The sequence below is a fragment of the Actinoplanes sp. NPDC051411 genome (assembly GCF_040682075.1).
Classification (GTDB): domain Bacteria; phylum Actinomycetota; class Actinomycetes; order Mycobacteriales; family Micromonosporaceae; genus Actinoplanes.
In genome coordinates this window covers 99,929-118,501 of record NZ_JBFBAD010000005.1, presented here as the reverse complement: position 1 = coordinate 118,501, position 18,573 = coordinate 99,929, and the positions used below count along the sequence as shown (strand labels likewise).

The window sequence follows — 18,573 nt, the reverse complement described above, 5'->3', positions numbered from 1 at the left end:
CCCGGACCATCGGTTCGGTCACTCTCAGACGGTCGCTTGCGCCTGCGCATTCGGTACGTCGAAGATCGCGCTCCTCGACACGACACCGACCGGGTTTCCGTCCTTGACCACCACGACCTCGGCCGAGTCGGCGGTGAGCATCGCCGACAGCGCGTCGTAGAGCGTCCCGTCCTCGTCGACCGTCGGCGCTCCGGCGGCCGGCTGGGCCTCGCCGATCGGCCGCATGGCATCGCGTACCGCGGTCACGGCCAGTCGCCGGACGCCACGGTCGGTGCCGACGAAATCACTGACCGCGGGCGAGGCCGGGCGGCTCAGAAGTTCGGCCGGCGGGGCGTACTGCAGGAGCTTGCCGCCCTCGGCGAGCACCGCGATCCGGTCGCCCAGGCGAACCGCCTCGTCGATGTCGTGGGTGACCATGACGATGGTCTTGCGTACCTCGGCCTGCAGTTTGAGGAACTCCTCCTGCAGTCGGCCCCGCACGATCGGGTCGACGGCCGAGAACGGCTCGTCCATCAGCAGCACGACCGGGTCGGCGGCGAGCGCCCGGGCCACCCCGACGCGCTGGCGCTGACCGCCGGAGAGCTCCTGCGGATAGCGGTCGCCGAAGCGGGCCGGATCGAGACCGACCAGGTCGAGAAGCTCGTCGACCCGGTCGCGGACCCTGCGGCGCTCCCACCCCCGCAACGTGGGCACGGTCGCGACATTTTTGCGCACCGTGTAGTGCGGGAACAGGCCGACGTTCTGGATCACGTAGCCGATGTGCCGGCGCAGGTCGACCGGGTCCTGATCGAGGATGTTCCGCCCGTCGAGCAGGATCTGCCCCTTGGACGGCTCGATCAGCCGGTTGATCATGCGCAGGATGGTCGATTTGCCGCATCCGGACGGTCCGATCAGCACCGTGAGCTCGCCCGCCGGGATCTCGAGACTGAAGTCACCGACGGCGACCGTGCCGTCGGGATAGACCTTCCCGACGTCCTGCAGCGTGATCGAGGCCGCGCTGCGGTCAGCACCCACCTCGTTGATCGCGGTAGCGTCCACGTATGTCCTTCCTGTGGGCCCTGCCGGCCGTCCGGCCGCTCGCCGCACCCGCCGATGACGGGCCGGGAAATCCGTGGTTCTCCTGGCAGTACATCCACGACAACGCCGACACCCTGCGTAGTGCACTGCTGTACCACGCCGGGATGACCGGGCGGGCGGTCATCGTCGCACTGGTGGTGGCGTTGCCGCTCTCGATCGTCGCCTACTGGATCAAACCGCTGACCGGGCCGATTCTTGCACTCTCCGGCTTCCTCTACACGATCCCATCGCTGGCCCTGTTGTCGGTGCTCGCGCCGCTGATCGGCACCACGACGGACGTCACCGTCCTCATCGCCCTGGTGCTCTACGCGCTGCTGGTTCTCGTCCGCAATGCGCTGAACGGCCTCACCCAGGTTCCGGCCGAGGTCAGGGATGCCGCGCTGGGCATGGGCTACGGCCGGTTGGGCCGTCTCTGGCACGTCGAACTGCCGCTCGCGCTCCCGAGCATCGTCACCGGGGTGCGCCTGGCCACGGTCTCGACCGTGGCCCTGGTCACGGTGGGCGCGCTGATCGGCAAGGGCGGCCTCGGTGAGCTGATCCTCGGCGGTTTCCGAAACAACTTCTACAAGGCCGAGATCCTCACCGGAACGATTCTCTGCGTCGCGCTGGCCCTCGCCCTCGATCTGGTCCTGGCCGGGATCGGCCGGTTGCTCACCCCGTGGGCTCGCAGGAGGACGTCATGAGCTACTTCCACCAGGGCATCGTCTGGCTGAACGACCCGCTCAACTGGACCAATCCGGGCGGGCTGTTCGACCGGCTCGTCGAGCACCTGCAGATCACTTTCTGGGCGGTGCTGATCGCCTGCGCGATCGGCTGGCCGCTCGGCGTGTGGTTCGGGCACCGCGGGCGCGGCGGTGGCCCGGCCATCTCGATCGCCAACATCACCCTGGCCATCCCGACTCTGGCCCTGCTCACGATCCTGCCGCTGACCCCGCTCGGCTTCGGCAAGCCGCCGGTCATCGTGGCCCTGGCCGTGTTCGCCGTGCCGCCGCTGCTGGCCAACGCGCACACCGGTCTGCGCTCCATCGACCCGGAGACCCTCGAGGCGGCCAAGGGCATGGGCCTGTCCGGCCGGCAGGTGCTGTGGCGGGTCGAACTGCCGCTCGCCGTCCCCTACCTGGCGGCCGGGCTGCGCACGGCGGCGGTCCAGGTGGTGGCGACGACGGCGCTGGCCGCGTTCGTCAACGGCGGCGGACTCGGCGAGATCATCAGCGCCGGATTCGGCCTCGGCATCAACGTCGGGGGCGGTGAGATCGTCGGCGGCGGCATTGTTGTGGCGCTACTCGCATTCGCCGTCGAAATCCTCCTCGCGGGCGTACAACGCCTGGTCACGCCCCGTCCGCTACGCTCGGCATGGCGCCGGAAGCCGTCCGCGGCGGCCTTGGCCGGATAACGCTCCTGCATCGTTCCCCGAACTTGTCATACCCAGCGGGTAGAAGTTTCAGGGCATACATACGGGCACGCACTTCGGCTGCCCGTCGGACACGCGGCATGACCAGGTCGGTCACGCCGGGACACAGAAGGCGGCAGTATGCGTCGACACCTGCTTTTGATGGCCGCCACTGCGACGGTGGCCGTCGTCTCACTCGCCGGTTGTGGCAACGCCGGCTCCTCCGGAACAGCCGCACCGCCGTCGGCAGCGAGCGGCGCGGGCTGCGCCCCGGTCGCCGGCGACGGTTTGGTCGCCCTCACCGACGACAAAAACCAGCAAGCTACCGACAACGTGATTCCGGCGATCAACAAGAAGAAGTCCTCTCCGCAGTTGATCGCGGCACTCGACAAGGTCTCGGCGGCGCTCGACACGCCCAAGCTGATCGACCTCAACAAGGCGGTCGACGTCGACCGCAAGTCCTCCAAGCAGGCGGCGGCCGACTTCGTGGCGGCCAACAACATCACCGCCGGCATCCAGAAGGGCCCCGGCGGCAACATCACGGTCGGCGCGGCCAACTTCAGCGAGAGCGCCACGCTCGGCGAGCTCTACGCCCAGGCGCTGACCGCGGCCGGTTACAAGGTCAAGGTGCAGACGATCGGCAACCGCGAGCTCTACGAGCCCGCGCTGGAAAAGGGCCAGATCGACATCGTCCCGGAGTACGCGGCGACCCTCGCCACGTTCCTCCAGGGCAAATACGACAAGGGCGGCAAGGCCCCGGCCTCGTCCGACCTCACCACCACGGTGACCAATCTCAAGGCCCTCGGTGACAAGGCCGGGCTGGTCTTCGGCCAGGCCTCTCAGGCGCAGGACGAGAACGCGTTCGCCGTCACCACCGGGTTCGCCGACAAGTACGGCGTGAAGACACTCTCCGACCTGGCCTCCAAGTGCTCCGGCGCGGCGACCAGCCTCGGCGGGCCGGCCGAGTGCCCGCAGCGGCCGGAGTGCCAGGCCGGCCTGGTCAGCGTCTACAAGTTCAACGCCGGCAGCTTCCAGTCCCTGGACGCGGGCGGCCCGCTGACCAAGACCGCGCTCAAGACCGGCAAGGTGAGCGTGGGCGTGGTCTTCAGCTCGGACAGTGCACTGGCGGCCGGCTGACCCCGGCTGTTCACCTACCGTTTTGTAGGGCAAGCGTCGGGTTTTCACCTATTTGAAGCCCGGCGCTTGCCCGTTTCGCCGCAAGCGTCCTCTGAGTAACATCAGCGCCCATGCCGGACCGGGAACCGACCGCGGGACACAGTGCCGGGCTACTTCGTGGCCTGATTTGGGCGGGCGTGGGCCTTGCCCCGGTCGCCGCCGCCGTCGTGCTGATCGGCGGCAGCCAGGGCTCGACGCGCTTCGCCGTGCTGCTGCTGGCGGTCAGCGTCGTGCTGGTCGGCGCCTCGGTGCTGATCCGCAGCGACCCGGCCCTGCAACGCATGGACGTCGAAGACCGCGTCACCGAAGAGGTCCGCAAACTCCGCCGCGAGCTGCGCGCCGAGTTCGGCCGCCCGGGCAGGAGCGGCCGGCCGCCCCAGAGCGCGCGCCCCGACCAGTCCAACTTCTTCCGCGACGAACCGATGCTGCCGGGCGCTTACACCCCCGACGACGAGCCCAGCGGCGGCTTCCAGGGCGGCGGCTACGACGGCGACGGCTTCCAAGGCGACGGCTTTGACGCCGCCCCGGGTGAAGACTTCGCGCCGGCCTTCGCCGCCGGCAGCGGCGGTGGGCGCGCCTCGGTGCCGGTCGCGTCCGCCGCGGCCGCGGTCCGCCCGGTCCCGCCGCCGGGTGACGGCGGGTGGGGCGACCAGGGCGATTCCGAACAGCCCGGTCTGACCACCGGCGGCCAGCGAGGCGGCCCCGGGATGGGTGCTGTCGGTCGCCCGGGCATTCCGGGCGGCGTGGGCATGGCCCCCGGTGCGCGGCCGCCCGGGTCGGGCATGCACCCCGGCAGTCCGGCCGGTCCAGGAATGGCTCCCGGGGGTCTCAGCGGTCCTGGGATCAGGCCCGGCGGTCCGAACGGTCCTGGTGTGGGCCCGGGCGGCATGAATGGTCCGGGCATGAGGCCGGGTGGTCCGAACGGCCCGGGCGGCCCGGGCGGTCCCGGCATCGGGTCCGGCGGGCCGGGTGGTCCCGGGATGGGCACTGGCGGACGCGCTCCCGGCGGCCGTTCCGGACCGGTCATTCCCCGTCAGCGGGGCGGAGCCGGGTCGGCCGCGATTCCACCCGCGCCGGCGGCCGGCGTGCGGCCCGGCCCCGTGAGCGGCGGCGGTCAATACGGCCGATCGTCGGAATCGCTCGACGGCGACTTCGACGCCGGCAACGGCTACGCCGAGCCGGGCGCTCCCGGCCTGGGCGGCCCCGGCGGTGGCCCGCACGGCATGAACGGCCCGCACGGCATGAACAGCGGTTCCGGACCCAAAGCGCCCGGCGTGTACGGCGGAGGAGCCCGCGCCGGCGCCCCAGTCGGTTCAGCTCAGATCGGATCGCCCCAGGTCGGTTCGGCCCAGGTCGGTACCGCCCCGATCCAGGGCGGCAACACCTACGGGCGGCCTTCCGGCGGGGCCGACAACGCGACCTACGGTGAGGGCTTCGACAACGACTACGGCGCCGAAAACTACGGGTCCGGCGGCGACGACTACGGCTACGACGGCAGTGGCTACGCCGACGGCGGTTACGCCTCCTCGGACGACGCCTACGACGCGCAGGACCAGGTCACCGGCGACCCCAACTACAAGGCCCGCCGGCATCGCCCGAGCGCCAACGACACCAACGTCGGCACGCTGGCCGACTTCGCGGCCTACGGCGGGTACGACCGGTCGTCCGGCGGCGGCTACGACCGCGGGGCCGACGAGCGGTACGTGCAGGGCTACGACCCCAACGGCTATGGCCGCTGGTAGGGCTATTTGTCGATGTCGCCGACCACGAAGAACATCGAACCGAGGATCGCGATCAGGTCGGGCACCAGGCAGCCTGGGATCAGCGTGGCCAGCGCCTGCACGTTGGCATAGGACGCCGTGCGCAGCTTGAGCCGCCACGGCGTCTTCTCGCCGCGCGACACCAGGTAGTAGCCGTTGATCCCGAGCGGGTTCTCGGTCCACGCGTACGTGTGGCCCTCGGGCGCCTTGACCACCTTGGGCAGCCGCACGTTGACCGGCCCCGAGATCGTGTCGACCCGGTCCAGGCACTCCTCGGCCAGGTCGAGCGACACGTACGCCTGGTCGAGCAGCACCTCGAACCGCGAGTGACAGTCCCCCGCGCTCCTTGTCACCACGGGCACGGTCAACTGGTCGTACGCCAAATAGGGCTCGTCCCGCCGCAGGTCGATGTCGAGTCCGCTGGCCCGCGCCACCGGCCCGGAGGCGCCGTAGGCGGCGGCCTGGGCCGCGGTGAGCACCCCGACGCCGACCGTGCGCGCGAGGAAGATGTCGTTTTTTCGGATCAGGTGGTCGAGGTCGGGCATCCGCGACCGGACCAGCGCGATCGCCTCGCGGGCCCGCCGCGTCCACCCGGCCGGCACTTCTTCCTTGAGGCCGCCGACCCGGTTGAACATGAAGTGCATGCGGCCCCCGGAGACCTCCTCCATGATGGCCTGCAGCGTCTCCCGCTCGCGGAACGCGTAGAACATCGGCGTGATCGCGCCGATCTCCAGCGGGTAGGAGCCGAGGAACATCAGGTGGTTGAGCACCCGGTTGAGCTCGGCCAGCGCCATCCGCAGCCAGACCGCCCGCTCCGGAACCTCGATGCCCATCAGCCGCTCGACGGCGAGCACCACGCCGAGCTCGTTGGAGAACGCGGACAGCCAGTCGTGCCGGTTGGCCAGCACGATGATCTGCCGGTAGTCGCGCACCTCGAACAGCTTCTCGGCGCCGCGGTGCATGTAGCCGACGATCGGCTCGCACGACACCACCCGCTCACCGTCCAGCGTCAGCTTGAGCCGCAGAACGCCGTGGGTGGACGGGTGCTGCGGCCCGATGTTGAGCACCATGTCGGCGGTGTCGAGCCCGGCGCCGGTGCCGACCGTCATCTCACGCGTCACCCCAGCATGCTCCCACGCGCGTCGATCCCGATGGTGTGCAGCAGCCACCAGTGCCCACCGAGCCCGCCCGGCTCGATCAGCTCGGCCCCGGCCCCGGCCGCCGACAGCCTCCTCAGGTATTCGGCCGGATCCTCCCGAGCAAGATCCAACGACGGCCGGCCGCCGTCGACCCCGAGCGCTTTGAGCGCCTCGCGCTGGGTGACGATTTCGTACGCGGTCCCGGCCGCGCCCGCCACACTGTCGATCGCCACATGCGCGGTCACGTCACAGCTGCCGTCGGGCACCGGCCGCACCTGCCGCCCGCCCCGATATCCGGTCAGGGTCCCGCCGACGGGCCGCGCCTCTTTCCGGTGCCCGTAGTCCACCGCCAGCGCACACCCCCTCCGCACCCGCTGCACAGCCTCGGCCCACGCCGAGTCCCGCGGCCACCCGATCTCCACCCGCCCGGCCTCCGGCCACCACCGCTCGAGCCAGAACCGGTCCGCCGCGTCAACCAGCTCGCCCAGCGTCTCGTCTCCGCTGACCGGGTCGACAAGCACCTTCCGCAGCCGCCCGTGGTCATCCAGGTCGGCCGCATCCAGCGGTACGTTGTCCAGCCACTCGGTGGCCACCAGCAGCCCGGCAATCTCCTCGGGCATCTCGGCCCGCCACTCGATCGCGGCGTCGAGCCGTTCCGGCCGGGGCGCCAACTCCACCCCGACCAGCCGCACCCGGCCGGCGAACTCACCGCCGATCAGCCCCCGGAGCGTCTCCAGCAGCTCCCCCCGCCCGGCCCCGACGTCGACGATGTCAAACCGCGCCGGCCGCCCCAGCGCCTCGTCAATCCGCTCAACCAGCCGCAGCAACGCCCGGCCAAACAGCGGCGACGCATGCACACTGGTCCGAAAATGCCCCGCCGGCCCGCCATCCGCCCGCACAAAGAACCCGCCGGGCCCGTAAAGCGCCACAGCCATAGCCTGCCGCCACCCCATCACCCGGCCACCCTAGGTCTTCCCAGCCACCCCTCAGGCCCGTGCCGTGCCCAGCCCAGCCGTGCCCAGCCCAGCCCAGCTGCACCGTGCCCGGCCGGGTCGCGTCGATTCCAGCTCAAGTGAGCCGCGCCTCGCTGTGCCGCCTCGCGCCAGGCCGGTCTCCGCCTTGCTGGGCCTTCCCCGCCCTGCTGGCGCGGTCGGCGTTGGGCCTTCCCCGCTTTGCTGGCCGGGTCCGAGCTGGCCGGGTCCGAGCTGGCCGGGTCCGAGCTGGCGGTTCGAGCTGGGTGGGTTCGAGCTGGCCGGTTCGAGCTGGCCGGGTTCGAGCTGACCGGCTCGAGCTGGGCGGGTCCGAGCTGGGCCAGTCCGCACTAGGGCCGGTCCCCGCCCCGCCAGGCCGATCCGTGCCAGACCGATCCGCGCTGCGCTGAGTAGCCCGTTTCCCGCCGAGCAGATCCGCACTCAACTGGGGCCACGCCGCGGAGAAAATCGGCCGCGCCGCGCCCCACCCCGTTTCTGGGTGGGGTCAGTTAAGCGGCACCTCCCGACAAAACTGGGCCGTTATCCACAACCGCGCCCGCAACCCGGCGTCGAGAGCAGCCTGTTCCACCCCACCCCGTACCGGGTGGGACGAGTAAAGCGCCGACCCCCGACAAATCTCCCCAGTTATCCACAGCCGCCCCCATCCCATCCGCCCGCGCGGTTCCCCCAGGCTGGGGCCGGGAGCGGCCGGCGACCCAGCTCCGGCCATAGCGAAAGCGGCACCATATCCACCACCGTCACCTCCGAAACGGCCTGCCCGACCAGAGATGGCGTTGTTCACACGTTCTTGTCGGGGGAGCTCCCGGACAGCGCATACTTGCCCCGACCGGTACCCCTTATCGAGGACTGGATCTGAGGAATGAGCGCACGCCCTTTGGTTGTCGGGGTGGTCGGCGCGGGTCGTGTCGGTGCCGTTCTGGGCGCCGCGCTGAACGCCGCCGGGCATCATGTCGTGGCCGCCGCCGCGGTGTCGGCCGCGTCCCGTGAGCGGGCTGTCCGGCTGCTTCCCGGGGCCGAGATTTTGCCGGCCGACGAGGTTGCCCGAGCGGGCACCGATCTTCTTCTGCTCGCGGTGCCGGATGACGCGCTCGCGAGCGTCGTCGCCGGCCTGAAAGCCACGAACGCGCTAGGGCCGCGACAGATTGTCGCCCATACGAGCGGGGCTCATGGGCTGGCGGTCCTGAAAGACGTCAACGGCATGGCCCTTCACCCGGCCATGACCTTCACCGGCAGTGACGCCGACCTGGAGAGGCTGCCGGGCATCGCGTGGGGCGTCACCACCCGGGATCGGGCGTTCGCCACCCGGCTCGTCGCCGACCTGGGCGGGGTGCCGGAGTGGATCGCGGAGGAGGCCCGGCCGCTTTACCATGCCGCGCTCGCCCACGGCGCCAACCACCTGGTCACGCTGGTCAACGAGGCGGCCGACCTGCTGCGCGCGGCCGGCGTCGACCGGCCCGAGCGGGTGCTGTCGCCGCTGCTGCACGCGGCTCTGGACAACGCGCTCCGGCTCGGCGACGCGGCGCTCACCGGGCCGGTTTCCCGTGGCGACGCCGGAACGGTCGGGAAGCACCTGGATCGTCTGCCGTCCGAGGCCGTCCCGGCGTACCTCGCTCTGGCGCGCCGCACCGCCGACCGTGCGATCGCGGCCGGGCGCCTGCGTCCGCAGGACGCGGCGCTGCTGATGGATGTCCTGTCCCGTGCCACCGTGGGGAGCCCCTCGTGACCGTCGTCGTGCACACCCGTGCCGAGCTCGCGGCCCGGATTCCGGCCCGAAACAGCGTGGTCATGACCATGGGCGCCCTGCACGAGGGCCACCGGGCGCTCATGCGAGCGGCCCGGAAGGAAAACCGAGAAGAAGATCGGAAAGAGGACCGGTACGTCGTAGCCACGATCTTCGTGAACCCGCTGCAGTTCGGTCCGAACGAGGATTACGAGAAGTACCCGCGGACCCTGGACGCCGACGTCGAGGTGTGCCGGGCCGAGGGTGTCGACCTGGTTTTCGCGCCCAGCCGCGACGAGATGTATCCGGACGGCCCGCCGCAGGTCACGATGAGCCCGGGGCCGCTCGGCGAGATCCTCGAGGGCGCGAGCCGCCCCGGGCACTTCGCCGGCATGCTGACCGTGGTCGAGAAGCTGTTGGTGCTGACGAGGGCCGGCCGCGCCTACTTCGGCGAGAAGGACTTTCAGCAGTTGACGCTGATCCGCCGGATGGTCCGTGACCTCGAGCTCGGCGTCGAGATCATCGGTGTGCCGACCGTGCGGGAAGCGGACGGTCTGGCTCTGTCCAGCCGCAACCGTTATCTGTCGCCGGCTGAGCGCCGGTCCGCGCTCGCGCTGTCCCGGGCGCTCCGCGAGGGTGCCGCCCACACCGATGCCGGTGCCGCGCTCCAGGCCGCCCGCAAGATTCTGGACGACGAGCCGGGCGTGAGCCTCGACTATCTGGCGCTGACCGGCACCGATCTGGGTGAGCCGCCGGCCGGCGGTGACGCCCGTCTGCTCGTGGCGGCCCGGGTCGGTGCGACCCGGCTGATCGACAACGTCCGGCTCGAACTGCGGACAGCGTGAGCTGGGTGCCGCTGCCGCGGCCATTGATTCCGTACGCGGTGACCTGACGTCCCCGGCCCGTTTCGTGATTCGCCCGAACCGCCCCGGTGTCCCAGTCGATCCCCCTATGATCGACAAAACGGACATCGACGACATGCGGGGAGGTGGTCATGCGCGACGGGTTGCGCACCCGGCTCGGGATCATGGCCTCCGCAATCCTGCTAGTGTTCGTCGCCGGGTGCGGAAATCCGGGCGGGGTGGACGGCGACCTGACCAACGGCTGGGGGCCGATGGCTCCCGCCGAGGGGTTCGAGCCGACCGCGGGCACGTGCCACAGCGCCAACTTCGCGACGGCCGGGGCGCGGTCGACGTACGAGGAGGTCGGCTGCGACCTTCAGCACCGCACCGAAACCGTGTACGTCGGCACCTACGACTCGCCGGCCGCCGACGCCGACGAGCCGCCCGCGGAGGGTTCGGCCGGGGCCCGCAGCGCGTACCGGACCTGCGACGACCAGACCACGAAGTACGTCGGCGGACCGTGGCGGAACGCCCGGCTGTGGATCGGCGTCACCCATCCCTCGCCGGCCGCCTGGGCCGGCGGGACCCGCTGGTTCCGCTGTGAGGTGCTGGAGCTCAGCTCGGTCGAGGACGACGGCGGCGTCGTCCAGCGCACCGGTTCGCTGCGTAACGCGCTCGCGAACGGCTCGTCCGACCTGATGCTGACCTGCTACGCGATCCAGCTCGACAACTCGGGTGCGATCCAGAGCATGCCGCCGGTCGGCTGCACCGCCCGGCACAACGCCGAGTACACCGGCACCTGGTACGCCGGCGACGACCTCGACTACCCGAAGCAGGACCCGGACTGGACGAAGTTCCACGACGGCTGCCGCAAGGTGATCGCCGGCTACGTGGGCGTGCCCGACGACGCCGACCTGCAGTACCGCACCGGGGTGGTCTCGCTGCCCGGCGGCGAGGACGTCTGGGCGCTCGGCGACCACGGCGTGCGCTGCTACCTGTGGCTGGACGGCACCGGGCTCACCGGATCGCTCAAGGGCAAGGGCGCGAAAAGCCTTCCTGTCCAGTACAAGTAATGGTTCCCACTGACGGCACCCCCGCCGTGAATTTCGCGTAACCGCGGAGTTGACTGTGTCCATGTCTACCCTCGCCGACCTGCCGCCGTTGCCGCGCCGGCTCGCCGCGGCCGAACCCGGCTGGAGCGAGACCACCGACGTGCTGGTCGTCGGCTCCGGGATCGCGGGCCTGACCGCCGCGCTGCACCTGCGCGAGCAGGGTCTGCACGTCACCGTGGTCACCAAGGTCAACATCGACGACGGCTCGACCCGGTGGGCGCAGGGCGGCATCGCCGCGGTGCTCGACCCGCTCGACACCCCCGAGGCGCACGCCAACGACACCGAGATCGCCGGGGTCGGGCTGTGCGACCCGGCGGCGGTGCGGGTGCTGGTCGAGGAGGGTCCGGCCCGGGTCCGCGAGCTGATCCGGATGGGCGCCGAGTTCGACCGCAACCCGGACGGCTCGCTGATGCTGACCCGCGAGGGCGGCCACCGGGCCGACCGGATCGTGCACGCCGGCGGCGATGCCACCGGCGCCGAGGTGCAGCGGGCGCTGCACCAGGCCGTACGCCGTGACCCGTGGATCCGGCTCGTCGAGCACGCGCTCGTGCTCGACCTGCTGCGCGCGGCCGACGGGCGTGCCTGCGGCATCACCCTGCACGTGCTGGGCGAGGGCTCGGAGGACGGAGTCGGCGCGATCCTCGCCCGCGCGGTCGTGCTGGCCACCGGCGGGATGGGTCAGATCTACTCGTCGACGACCAACCCCTCGGTGTCGACCGGCGACGGGGTCGCGCTCGCCATCCGGGCCGGCGCGACGGTCACCGACGTCGAGTTCGTGCAGTTCCACCCGACCTCGTTCGTCAGCGCGAGCGTGACGTCGGTGCAGCGACCGCTGATCTCGGAGGCGCTGCGGGGCGAGGGCGCCCACCTGGTCGACGAGGCCGGCAAGCGGTTCATGGTCGGGCAGCACGAGCTGGCCGAGCTGGCCCCGCGCGACGTGGTGGCCAAGGGCATCCACCGGGTGCTGCTGTCGACCGGCGGCGACCACGTCTACCTCGACGCGCGTCATCTGGGCGCCGAGTTCCTCCAGCACCGGTTCCCGACGATCATGGCGTCGACGAGGGCGGCCGGCGTCGACCCGGCGACCGAGCTGATCCCGGTCGCCCCGGCGGCCCACTACGCGTCCGGCGGTGTCCGCACCGACCTGGCCGGGCGCACCAGCATCCCGGGCCTCTACGCGTGCGGCGAGGTGGCCTGCACCGGCGTGCACGGCGCCAACCGGCTGGCCAGCAACTCGCTGCTCGAGGGTCTGGTGTTCGCCCGGCGGATCGCCGACGACATCGCCCGCGAACTGCCCGCCCAGGCCGACCCGGTGACCCGGGCCGAGGAGCCGGGCTGGGTGGTCGACCCCGCGACCCGCGCCGATCTCCAGCGCGCGATGACCCGCGGTGCCGGTGTCCTGCGGTCGGCCGGCTCGTTGACCGCCACGGCGGCCGAGCTGTCGCGGCTGGCCGGACTGCGGGCGACCCCGCGCAACGCGGCCTGGGAGGCGACCAACCTGCTGACCGTGGCGTCGGCGCTGGTCGCCTCGGCCGCCACCCGCCGGGAGACCCGCGGCTGCCACTGGCGCGAGGACTACCCGGTGGCCGAGGACGAGTGGCGCGGCCACCTGCTCGACGGCCTCGACGGCACCGGCCGGCTGACCCAGACGTTCGAGGACATGCGGTGACCGGCGAGCACGCGCGGCGGAGCCGACGGGCGACCGGCTCGGAGGCTCCAGGAAGTGCCCTGACCGGATCGACCGGCGGCGGCGTCGAAGGCGAGGGCAAGTGACGGGCGGAAGCGGAGCGGCGGAACTTTCCGGCGGGCTCGACCTCAGCGAGGTCGAGCGGGTGGTCTACACCTCGCTGGCCGAGGACCTGGGCGACCCGCCGCGCGACGTGACCAGCGAGGCGACCATCCCGGCCGGTCAGGTCGACACGGCCGAGCTGGTGGCCCGGGCCGACGGCGTAGTGGCCGGCCTGCCGGTGGCTGATCAGGTCTTCGCGGTCACCTCGGGGGGCACGGCCGAGTTCGACCAGCGGGTGGCCGAGGGTGACCGGGTCCGGCGCGGCGACGTGCTGGCCACGATCACCGGGCCGACGCGGTCGCTGCTCACCGCCGAGCGCACCGCCCTCAACCTGATCAGCCGGATGTCCGGGGTCGCCTCCCACACCCGCCGCTGGGCCGACCTGCTCGAGGGCACCCGGGCGACCGTGCTCGACACCCGCAAGACCACTCCGGGCCTGCGGGCGCTCGAGAAGTACGCGGTGCGGGTGGGCGGAGGCACCAACAAGCGCATGGGCCTCTACGACGTGGCGATGATCAAGGACAACCACAAGTTGGCGGCCGGCGGCATCACCGCCGCCTACAAACTGGTCCGCGAGAAGTTTCCCGAGGTTCCGGTGCAGGTGGAGGTGACCACGCTGGCCGAGGCCCGGGAGGCGGTGGGGGCGGGCGCGACGTTCCTGCTCTGCGACAACATGTCGCCGGAACTGCTGGCCGACGTGGTTCGGGAGGTCGGTGACCGGGCGGAACTCGAGGCCACCGGAAATCTCACGCTTTCGACCGCTTCGGCGTACGCGGCGACGGGCGTCAACTACCTCTCGGTCGGCGGACTGACCCACTCCTCGCCGATTCTCGACATCGCGATGGACCTGCGTCCGCGGGCTTGACGAATCGGGTGGAAACATAGAGGTCTCTGGTCGTCGGGCCCGTCACGGGTTCTCCTGCGGTTGGGGAGTCGCGCCCGCGTACGAAATGAAGGTTTTGATCTGTCGTGTTGCTCTGTATCGACATCGGTAACACCAATACGGTCCTCGCGACCTTCGACGGCGACAAGCTGGTGCACAGCTGGCGGATCAAGACCGACGCCCGGTCGACCGCGGATGAGCTGGGCCTGATGTTCCGGGGCCTGCTCGCCGGGGACAACGTCGAGGTCACCGGGGTGGCGGCGTGTTCGACCGTGCCGGCCGCCCTGCGCAGTCTGCGCACCATGCTCGCCCGTTATTACGGCGATCTGCCCAATGTGATCGTCGAGCCGGGCGTGAAGACCGGCGTGCAGCTGGCGATCGACAATCCGAAGGAGGTCGGGGCCGACCGGGTCGTCAACACCCTGGCCGCGCACGCTCTCTACGGTGGGCCGTCGATCGTGGTCGACTTCGGCACCACCACCAACTTCGATGTGATCAGCGCGCGTGGCGAGTTCCTCGGCGGGGCGTTCGCGCCCGGCATCGAGATCTCGTTCGACGCGCTCGCCGCCCGGGCGGCCCAGCTGCGCAAGGTTGAGCCGGCCAAGCCGCGGTCGGTGATCGGCAAGAACACGGTCGAATGCCTGCAGTCGGGTATGTATTTCGGTTTCGCCGGCCAGGTCGACCGGATCGTCGAGCGGATGATCGAGGAGATCGGCCCGGTCTCGGCCGTGATCGCCACCGGTGGTCTGGCCGGGCTGGTCAAGGACGAGTGCCGAACGATCACCGCCTACGAGCCGATGATCACGCTGATCGGCTTGCGGATGGTGTACGAGCGGAACGTCTGAGCGACGGTCCGAATTGATGTCGGGCCGGTTTGTGACGGACAGCAACCCGGTCGATACTGATCTTTATCCGGAGTTGTTTTTCACCGGCCTGGTTTCGAGATCAACTTGCAATGCGGCCACCGTGAACAGCAGTCGATCACTCTCTTCGGTTCGCTCTCGGCTGCGCTGGGTGAAGAACGCCGCCCAAAAGCATGACCTTTCCCCGGAACCGAACGGTACTCCGGAGCGAGTTTGTTCGGGCCGACTGCGGGGCCCCGCCCACTTTCGTCCGGGATTATCCCGAAGGAGGGGCGCCCGGCCGATCCTGCTTCGACCTATTACGAGGCCGGCCGGGTGCGCGGCCGGCGCCCGCGATATCCGTGGTCGGGCATCGGAATGCGGAAATCGGTCACCGGTTGAAGCCCGCCCGCGGGCCGGGCATTCTGCGAAACGTTGTGTCCAGGGCGAGTAAATATCGGACCGCCATTGACGGATGATGCGGCCCTGGCGTTATTGTCTTCCCATTGCTGGGGAGAACCTGTGTTCGGGAGGATTGCGGCGCGTGGCCAAGCAGATCATTCACAAGCTGGTCGATGACCTCGACGGGGGTGACGCCGACGAGACCGTCAAGTTCGCCCTCGACGGCATTCAGTACGAGATCGACCTGTCGGAGAAGAACGCCGCCAAATTGCGGGAGCTCTTCGACCCCTATCTGAGCGCCGGTTCCAAGGTCGCCCGAGGCGGCGTGGTCGTCGGCGGCCGGGCTGCCCGCGGCCGTGGTGGCGCGACGGCCGACCGGGAGCAGAACAAGGCGATCCGGGAGTGGGCCAAGAAGTCGGGCAAGGACATCTCCGACCGCGGGCGCATCCCGCAGGAGATCGTCGACGAGTTCCACGCCAAGGGACCGGGTCGCAGCTGACCTGCACGTTTCGCGGGGCCCGCAGCCGTCGGCTGCGGGTCCTGCGTGCGTTTCAGCTCGCTCTTCCGCCGCGTTGCGTAGGGTTATCCACAGGTGTGGAGGGAGTTGTCCACAGGCTGTGGACGGGGAGCACGCTGATTTCGCTGTCCGCGTACACGTTCGGGTGGGGGAACAGCGTCTGAGCGTGCGAAGTTGGCTAAATCAGCGTTGCGGACGGTTTCTTCAGGGTCGCGAGGACCCGGCGGAGCCGCGTGGCGGCGATAGAGTTACAGCACGGGTATCACCGATGCCCGTGCGCTGGCCCCGCCAGTCCATTGGCGCACGGCACGTGAGGAGCACGAGGGCATGTTCGAGCGGTTCACCGACCGAGCGCGACGGGTTGTCGTCCTGGCCCAAGAAGAGGCCCGGATGCTCAACCACAACTACATCGGGACCGAGCACATCCTGCTCGGCCTGATCCATGAGGGTGAGGGCGTCGCCGCCAAGGCTCTCGAGAGTCTGGGTATCTCCCTCGAGGGAGTGCGACAGCAGGTCGAGGAGATCATCGGCCAGGGTCAGCAGGCGCCGAGCGGGCACATCCCGTTCACGCCGCGCGCCAAGAAGGTGCTGGAGCTGTCGCTGCGCGAGGCGCTGCAGCTCGGCCACAACTACATCGGCACGGAGCACATCCTGCTCGGGCTGATCCGTGAGGGCGAGGGCGTCGCCGCCCAGGTGCTGGTCAAGCTCGGCGCCGACCTCAACCGGGTCCGCCAGCAGGTCATCCAGCTGCTCTCGGGCTACCAGGGCAAGGAGCCGGCCGCGGCCGGTGCGGCGGCGGGCGAGGCCGCGCCGTCGACCTCTCTGGTGCTCGACCAGTTCGGTCGCAACCTGACGCAGGCCGCCCGCGAGGGCAAGCTCGACCCGGTCATCGGCCGGGAGAAGGAAATCGAGCGGGTCATGCAGGTGCTCTCCCGCCGGACCAAGAACAACCCGGTGCTCATCGGTGAGCCGGGTGTCGGCAAGACCGCCGTCGTCGAGGGCCTGTCCCAGTCGATCGTCAAGGGCGAGGTGCCCGAGACGCTCAAGGACAAGCAGCTCTACACGCTCGACCTGGGCGCGCTGGTCGCCGGTTCCCGCTACCGCGGTGACTTCGAGGAGCGCCTCAAGAAGGTGCTCAAGGAGATCCGCACCCGCGGCGACATCATCCTGTTCATCGACGAGATCCACACCCTGGTGGGTGCGGGTGCCGCCGAGGGCGCGATCGACGCCGCCTCGATTCTGAAGCCCATGCTCGCGCGTGGTGAGCTCCAGACCATCGGTGCGACCACCCTCGACGAATACCGCAAGCACCTGGAGAAGGACGCCGCGCTCGAGCGCCGCTTCCAGCCGATCCAGGTCGGCGAGCCGTCGCTGGCTCACACCATCGAGATCCTCAAGGGTCTCCGCGACCGTTACGAGGCCCACCACCGGATCAGCATCACCGACGCCGCCCTGGTGGCCGCCGCGACGCTGGCCGATCGATACATCTCCGACCGCTTCCTTCCGGACAAGGCGATCGACCTGATCGACGAGGCCGGCGCCCGCATGCGCATCCGCCGGATGACCGCGCCGCCAGACCTGCGTGACTTCGACGAGCGCATCGCCCAGGTGCGCCGCGACAAGGAGTCCGCGATCGACGCGCAGGACTTCGAGCGGGCCGCCCAGCTGCGCGACAAGGAGAAGCAGCTGCTGGGCCAGAAGGCGCAGCGGGAGAAGGAGTGGAAGGCCGGCGACCTCGACGTCGTGTCCGAGGTCGACGACGAGCAGATCGCCGAGGTCCTGGGCAACTGGACCGGCATCCCGGTCTACAAGCTCACCGAGGAGGAGACCTCCCGGCTGCTCCGCATGGAGGATGAGCTGCACAAGCGGGTCATCGGCCAGGAGGACGCCGTGCAGGCGGTCTCCAAGGCGATCCGCCGCACGCGGGCCGGCCTCAAGGACCCGAAGCGCCCGTCCGGCTCGTTCATCTTCGCCGGCCCGTCCGGCGTCGGTAAGACCGAGCTGTCCAAGGCGCTGGCCGAGTTCCTGTTCGGCTCCGAAGACGCGCTGATCCAGCTCGACATGTCGGAGTTCCACGACCGTTACACGGTGTCCCGCCTCGTCGGTGCCCCTCCCGGCTACGTCGGTTACGACGAGGGTGGCCAGCTGACCGAGAAGGTGCGCCGCAAGCCGTTCAGCGTGGTGCTGTTCGACGAGATCGAGAAGGCCCACCCGGACGTCTTCAACACCCTGCTGCAGATTCTTGAGGACGGCCGCCTGACCGACGGTCAGGGCCGCATCGTCGACTTCAAGAACACGGTGATCATCCTGACCACCAACCTGGGCACGCGCGACGTGGCCAAGGCGGTGTCGCTGGGCTTCCAGGCCTCCGAGGCCGAGGAGTCCAACTACGAGCGGATGAAGGTCAAGGTTAACGACGAGCTGAAGCAGCACTTCCGCCCGGAGTTCCTCAACCGCATCGACGACACGATCGTCTTCCACCAGCTGCGGCAGAACGAGATCCTCGAGATCGTCGACATCTTCACCGCCCGCATCGAGACCCAGCTCAAGAACAAGGACATGGGTCTCGAGCTGACCGACAGCGCGAAGAAGTTCCTGGCCAACAAGGGCTTCGACCCGGTGCTGGGTGCCCGGCCGCTGCGCCGCACCATCCAGCGCGAGCTGGAGGACACCCTCTCCGAGCAGATCCTCTTCAACGAGCTGCGCCCCGGCCAGATCGTGGTTGTCGACTGCGAGGGCGACCCCGAGGTCGTCGAGAAGGCGAAGCTGACCTTCCGCGGCGCCGACCGGGGCGTCTCGGTCCCCGACGCGGTGCCGGCCGACCTGGGTGCGGCCTCGGCCGAGGAGTGACCCTGATCCACTAGAAACGGCCCCGGGGCGGCCACCCCGCCCGGGCCGTTTCTAAATAGGTAGCCGGCCCGGCGATCACCCG

15 protein-coding genes are annotated in these 18,573 nt (G+C 70.2%); 12 read left to right on the top strand and 3 right to left on the bottom strand.

Annotated elements, in window-relative coordinates; all coding sequences use genetic code 11:
• Positions 1-24: 24 nt before the first annotated feature.
• Positions 25-1,038: an ABC transporter ATP-binding protein gene (locus AB0M88_RS04355; protein WP_364095178.1), complete on the bottom strand. Its 1,014-nt coding sequence runs from the start codon at positions 1,036-1,038 to the stop codon at positions 25-27.
• Positions 1,039-1,040: 2 nt separating this feature from the next.
• Between AB0M88_RS04355 and AB0M88_RS04350 the strand changes: the two genes are divergently transcribed.
• From AB0M88_RS04350 to AB0M88_RS04335, 4 genes are all read left to right on the top strand, one after another.
• Entirely contained in the window at positions 1,041-1,760 is a 720-nt protein-coding gene (locus AB0M88_RS04350; RefSeq protein WP_364095175.1) for an ABC transporter permease subunit, read from the top strand.
• On the top strand, positions 1,757-2,470 hold the full coding sequence (locus AB0M88_RS04345; protein ID WP_364095173.1) for an ABC transporter permease: 714 nt from the start codon (positions 1,757-1,759) through the stop codon (positions 2,468-2,470). The genes AB0M88_RS04350 and AB0M88_RS04345 overlap by 4 nt, the downstream gene beginning before the upstream one ends.
• A gap of 159 nt (positions 2,471-2,629) precedes the next feature.
• Positions 2,630-3,604 (top strand): glycine betaine ABC transporter substrate-binding protein, encoded by a 975-nt coding sequence (locus AB0M88_RS04340; protein ID WP_364095171.1) that lies wholly within the window; start codon positions 2,630-2,632, stop codon positions 3,602-3,604.
• A gap of 110 nt (positions 3,605-3,714) precedes the next feature.
• Entirely contained in the window at positions 3,715-5,385 is a 1,671-nt protein-coding gene (locus AB0M88_RS04335) for a hypothetical protein (RefSeq protein WP_364095168.1), read from the top strand.
• A gap of 2 nt (positions 5,386-5,387) precedes the next feature.
• Here the strand turns inward: AB0M88_RS04335 and AB0M88_RS04330 are convergent, their stop codons facing one another.
• Positions 5,388-6,512, bottom strand: coding sequence for an NADH-quinone oxidoreductase subunit D (locus AB0M88_RS04330; RefSeq protein ID WP_364095313.1), 1,125 nt, complete (start codon positions 6,510-6,512; stop codon positions 5,388-5,390).
• An 8-nt stretch (positions 6,513-6,520) separates the two neighbouring features.
• The gene (locus tag AB0M88_RS04325) at positions 6,521-7,495 is read right to left on the bottom strand and encodes an SAM-dependent methyltransferase (RefSeq protein WP_364095310.1); all 975 of its coding nucleotides are present in this window, start codon (positions 7,493-7,495) and stop codon (positions 6,521-6,523) included.
• An 898-nt stretch (positions 7,496-8,393) separates the two neighbouring features.
• On the opposite strand from AB0M88_RS04325, the gene AB0M88_RS04320 reads away from it, so the two are divergent.
• From AB0M88_RS04320 to AB0M88_RS04285, 8 genes are all read left to right on the top strand, one after another.
• The gene (locus tag AB0M88_RS04320; protein WP_364095165.1) at positions 8,394-9,257 is read left to right on the top strand and encodes a Rossmann-like and DUF2520 domain-containing protein; all 864 of its coding nucleotides are present in this window, start codon (positions 8,394-8,396) and stop codon (positions 9,255-9,257) included.
• Positions 9,254-10,099, top strand: a complete 846-nt coding sequence (gene panC / locus AB0M88_RS04315; protein WP_364095162.1) for a pantoate--beta-alanine ligase — start codon at positions 9,254-9,256, stop codon at positions 10,097-10,099. The genes AB0M88_RS04320 and panC overlap by 4 nt, the downstream gene beginning before the upstream one ends.
• Positions 10,100-10,248: 149 nt before the next feature.
• Entirely contained in the window at positions 10,249-11,169 is a 921-nt protein-coding gene (locus tag AB0M88_RS04310; protein WP_364095159.1) for a septum formation family protein, read from the top strand.
• Positions 11,170-11,230: 61 nt separating this feature from the next.
• Positions 11,231-12,877, top strand: a complete 1,647-nt coding sequence (locus tag AB0M88_RS04305; RefSeq protein WP_364095157.1) for an L-aspartate oxidase — start codon at positions 11,231-11,233, stop codon at positions 12,875-12,877.
• Positions 12,878-12,977: 100 nt separating this feature from the next.
• Positions 12,978-13,862: a carboxylating nicotinate-nucleotide diphosphorylase gene (nadC, locus tag AB0M88_RS04300; RefSeq protein WP_364095155.1), complete on the top strand. Its 885-nt coding sequence runs from the start codon at positions 12,978-12,980 to the stop codon at positions 13,860-13,862.
• Positions 13,863-13,966: 104 nt separating this feature from the next.
• Positions 13,967-14,725: a type III pantothenate kinase gene (locus tag AB0M88_RS04295; protein ID WP_364095153.1), complete on the top strand. Its 759-nt coding sequence runs from the start codon at positions 13,967-13,969 to the stop codon at positions 14,723-14,725.
• 541 nt (positions 14,726-15,266) lie between these two features.
• Complete coding sequence (locus AB0M88_RS04290; protein WP_364095151.1) at positions 15,267-15,623, top strand: Lsr2 family protein; 357 nt, start codon at positions 15,267-15,269, stop codon at positions 15,621-15,623.
• 345 nt (positions 15,624-15,968) lie between these two features.
• On the top strand, positions 15,969-18,491 hold the full coding sequence (locus AB0M88_RS04285) for an ATP-dependent Clp protease ATP-binding subunit (protein WP_364095148.1): 2,523 nt from the start codon (positions 15,969-15,971) through the stop codon (positions 18,489-18,491).
• The last annotated feature ends 82 nt before the right edge of the window (positions 18,492-18,573 follow it).

Bases quoted from the DNA above. Each gene is read 5' to 3' on its own strand.
- AB0M88_RS04350 (WP_364095175.1), top strand. From the start codon at position 1,041: ATGTCCTTCCTGTGGGCCCTGCCGGCCGTCCGGCCGCTCGCCGCACCC.
- AB0M88_RS04345 (WP_364095173.1), top strand. From the start codon at position 1,757: ATGAGCTACTTCCACCAGGGCATCGTCTGGCTGAACGACCCGCTCAAC.
- AB0M88_RS04340 (WP_364095171.1), top strand. From the start codon at position 2,630: ATGGCCGCCACTGCGACGGTGGCCGTCGTCTCACTCGCCGGTTGTGGC.
- AB0M88_RS04335 (WP_364095168.1), top strand. From the start codon at position 3,715: ATGCCGGACCGGGAACCGACCGCGGGACACAGTGCCGGGCTACTTCGT.
- AB0M88_RS04330 (WP_364095313.1), bottom strand. From the start codon at position 6,512: ATGACGGTCGGCACCGGCGCCGGGCTCGACACCGCCGACATGGTGCTC.
- AB0M88_RS04325 (WP_364095310.1), bottom strand. From the start codon at position 7,495: ATGGGGTGGCGGCAGGCTATGGCTGTGGCGCTTTACGGGCCCGGCGGG.
- AB0M88_RS04320 (WP_364095165.1), top strand. From the start codon at position 8,394: ATGAGCGCACGCCCTTTGGTTGTCGGGGTGGTCGGCGCGGGTCGTGTC.
- AB0M88_RS04310 (WP_364095159.1), top strand. From the start codon at position 10,249: ATGCGCGACGGGTTGCGCACCCGGCTCGGGATCATGGCCTCCGCAATC.
- AB0M88_RS04305 (WP_364095157.1), top strand. From the start codon at position 11,231: ATGTCTACCCTCGCCGACCTGCCGCCGTTGCCGCGCCGGCTCGCCGCG.
- AB0M88_RS04285 (WP_364095148.1), top strand. From the start codon at position 15,969: ATGTTCGAGCGGTTCACCGACCGAGCGCGACGGGTTGTCGTCCTGGCC.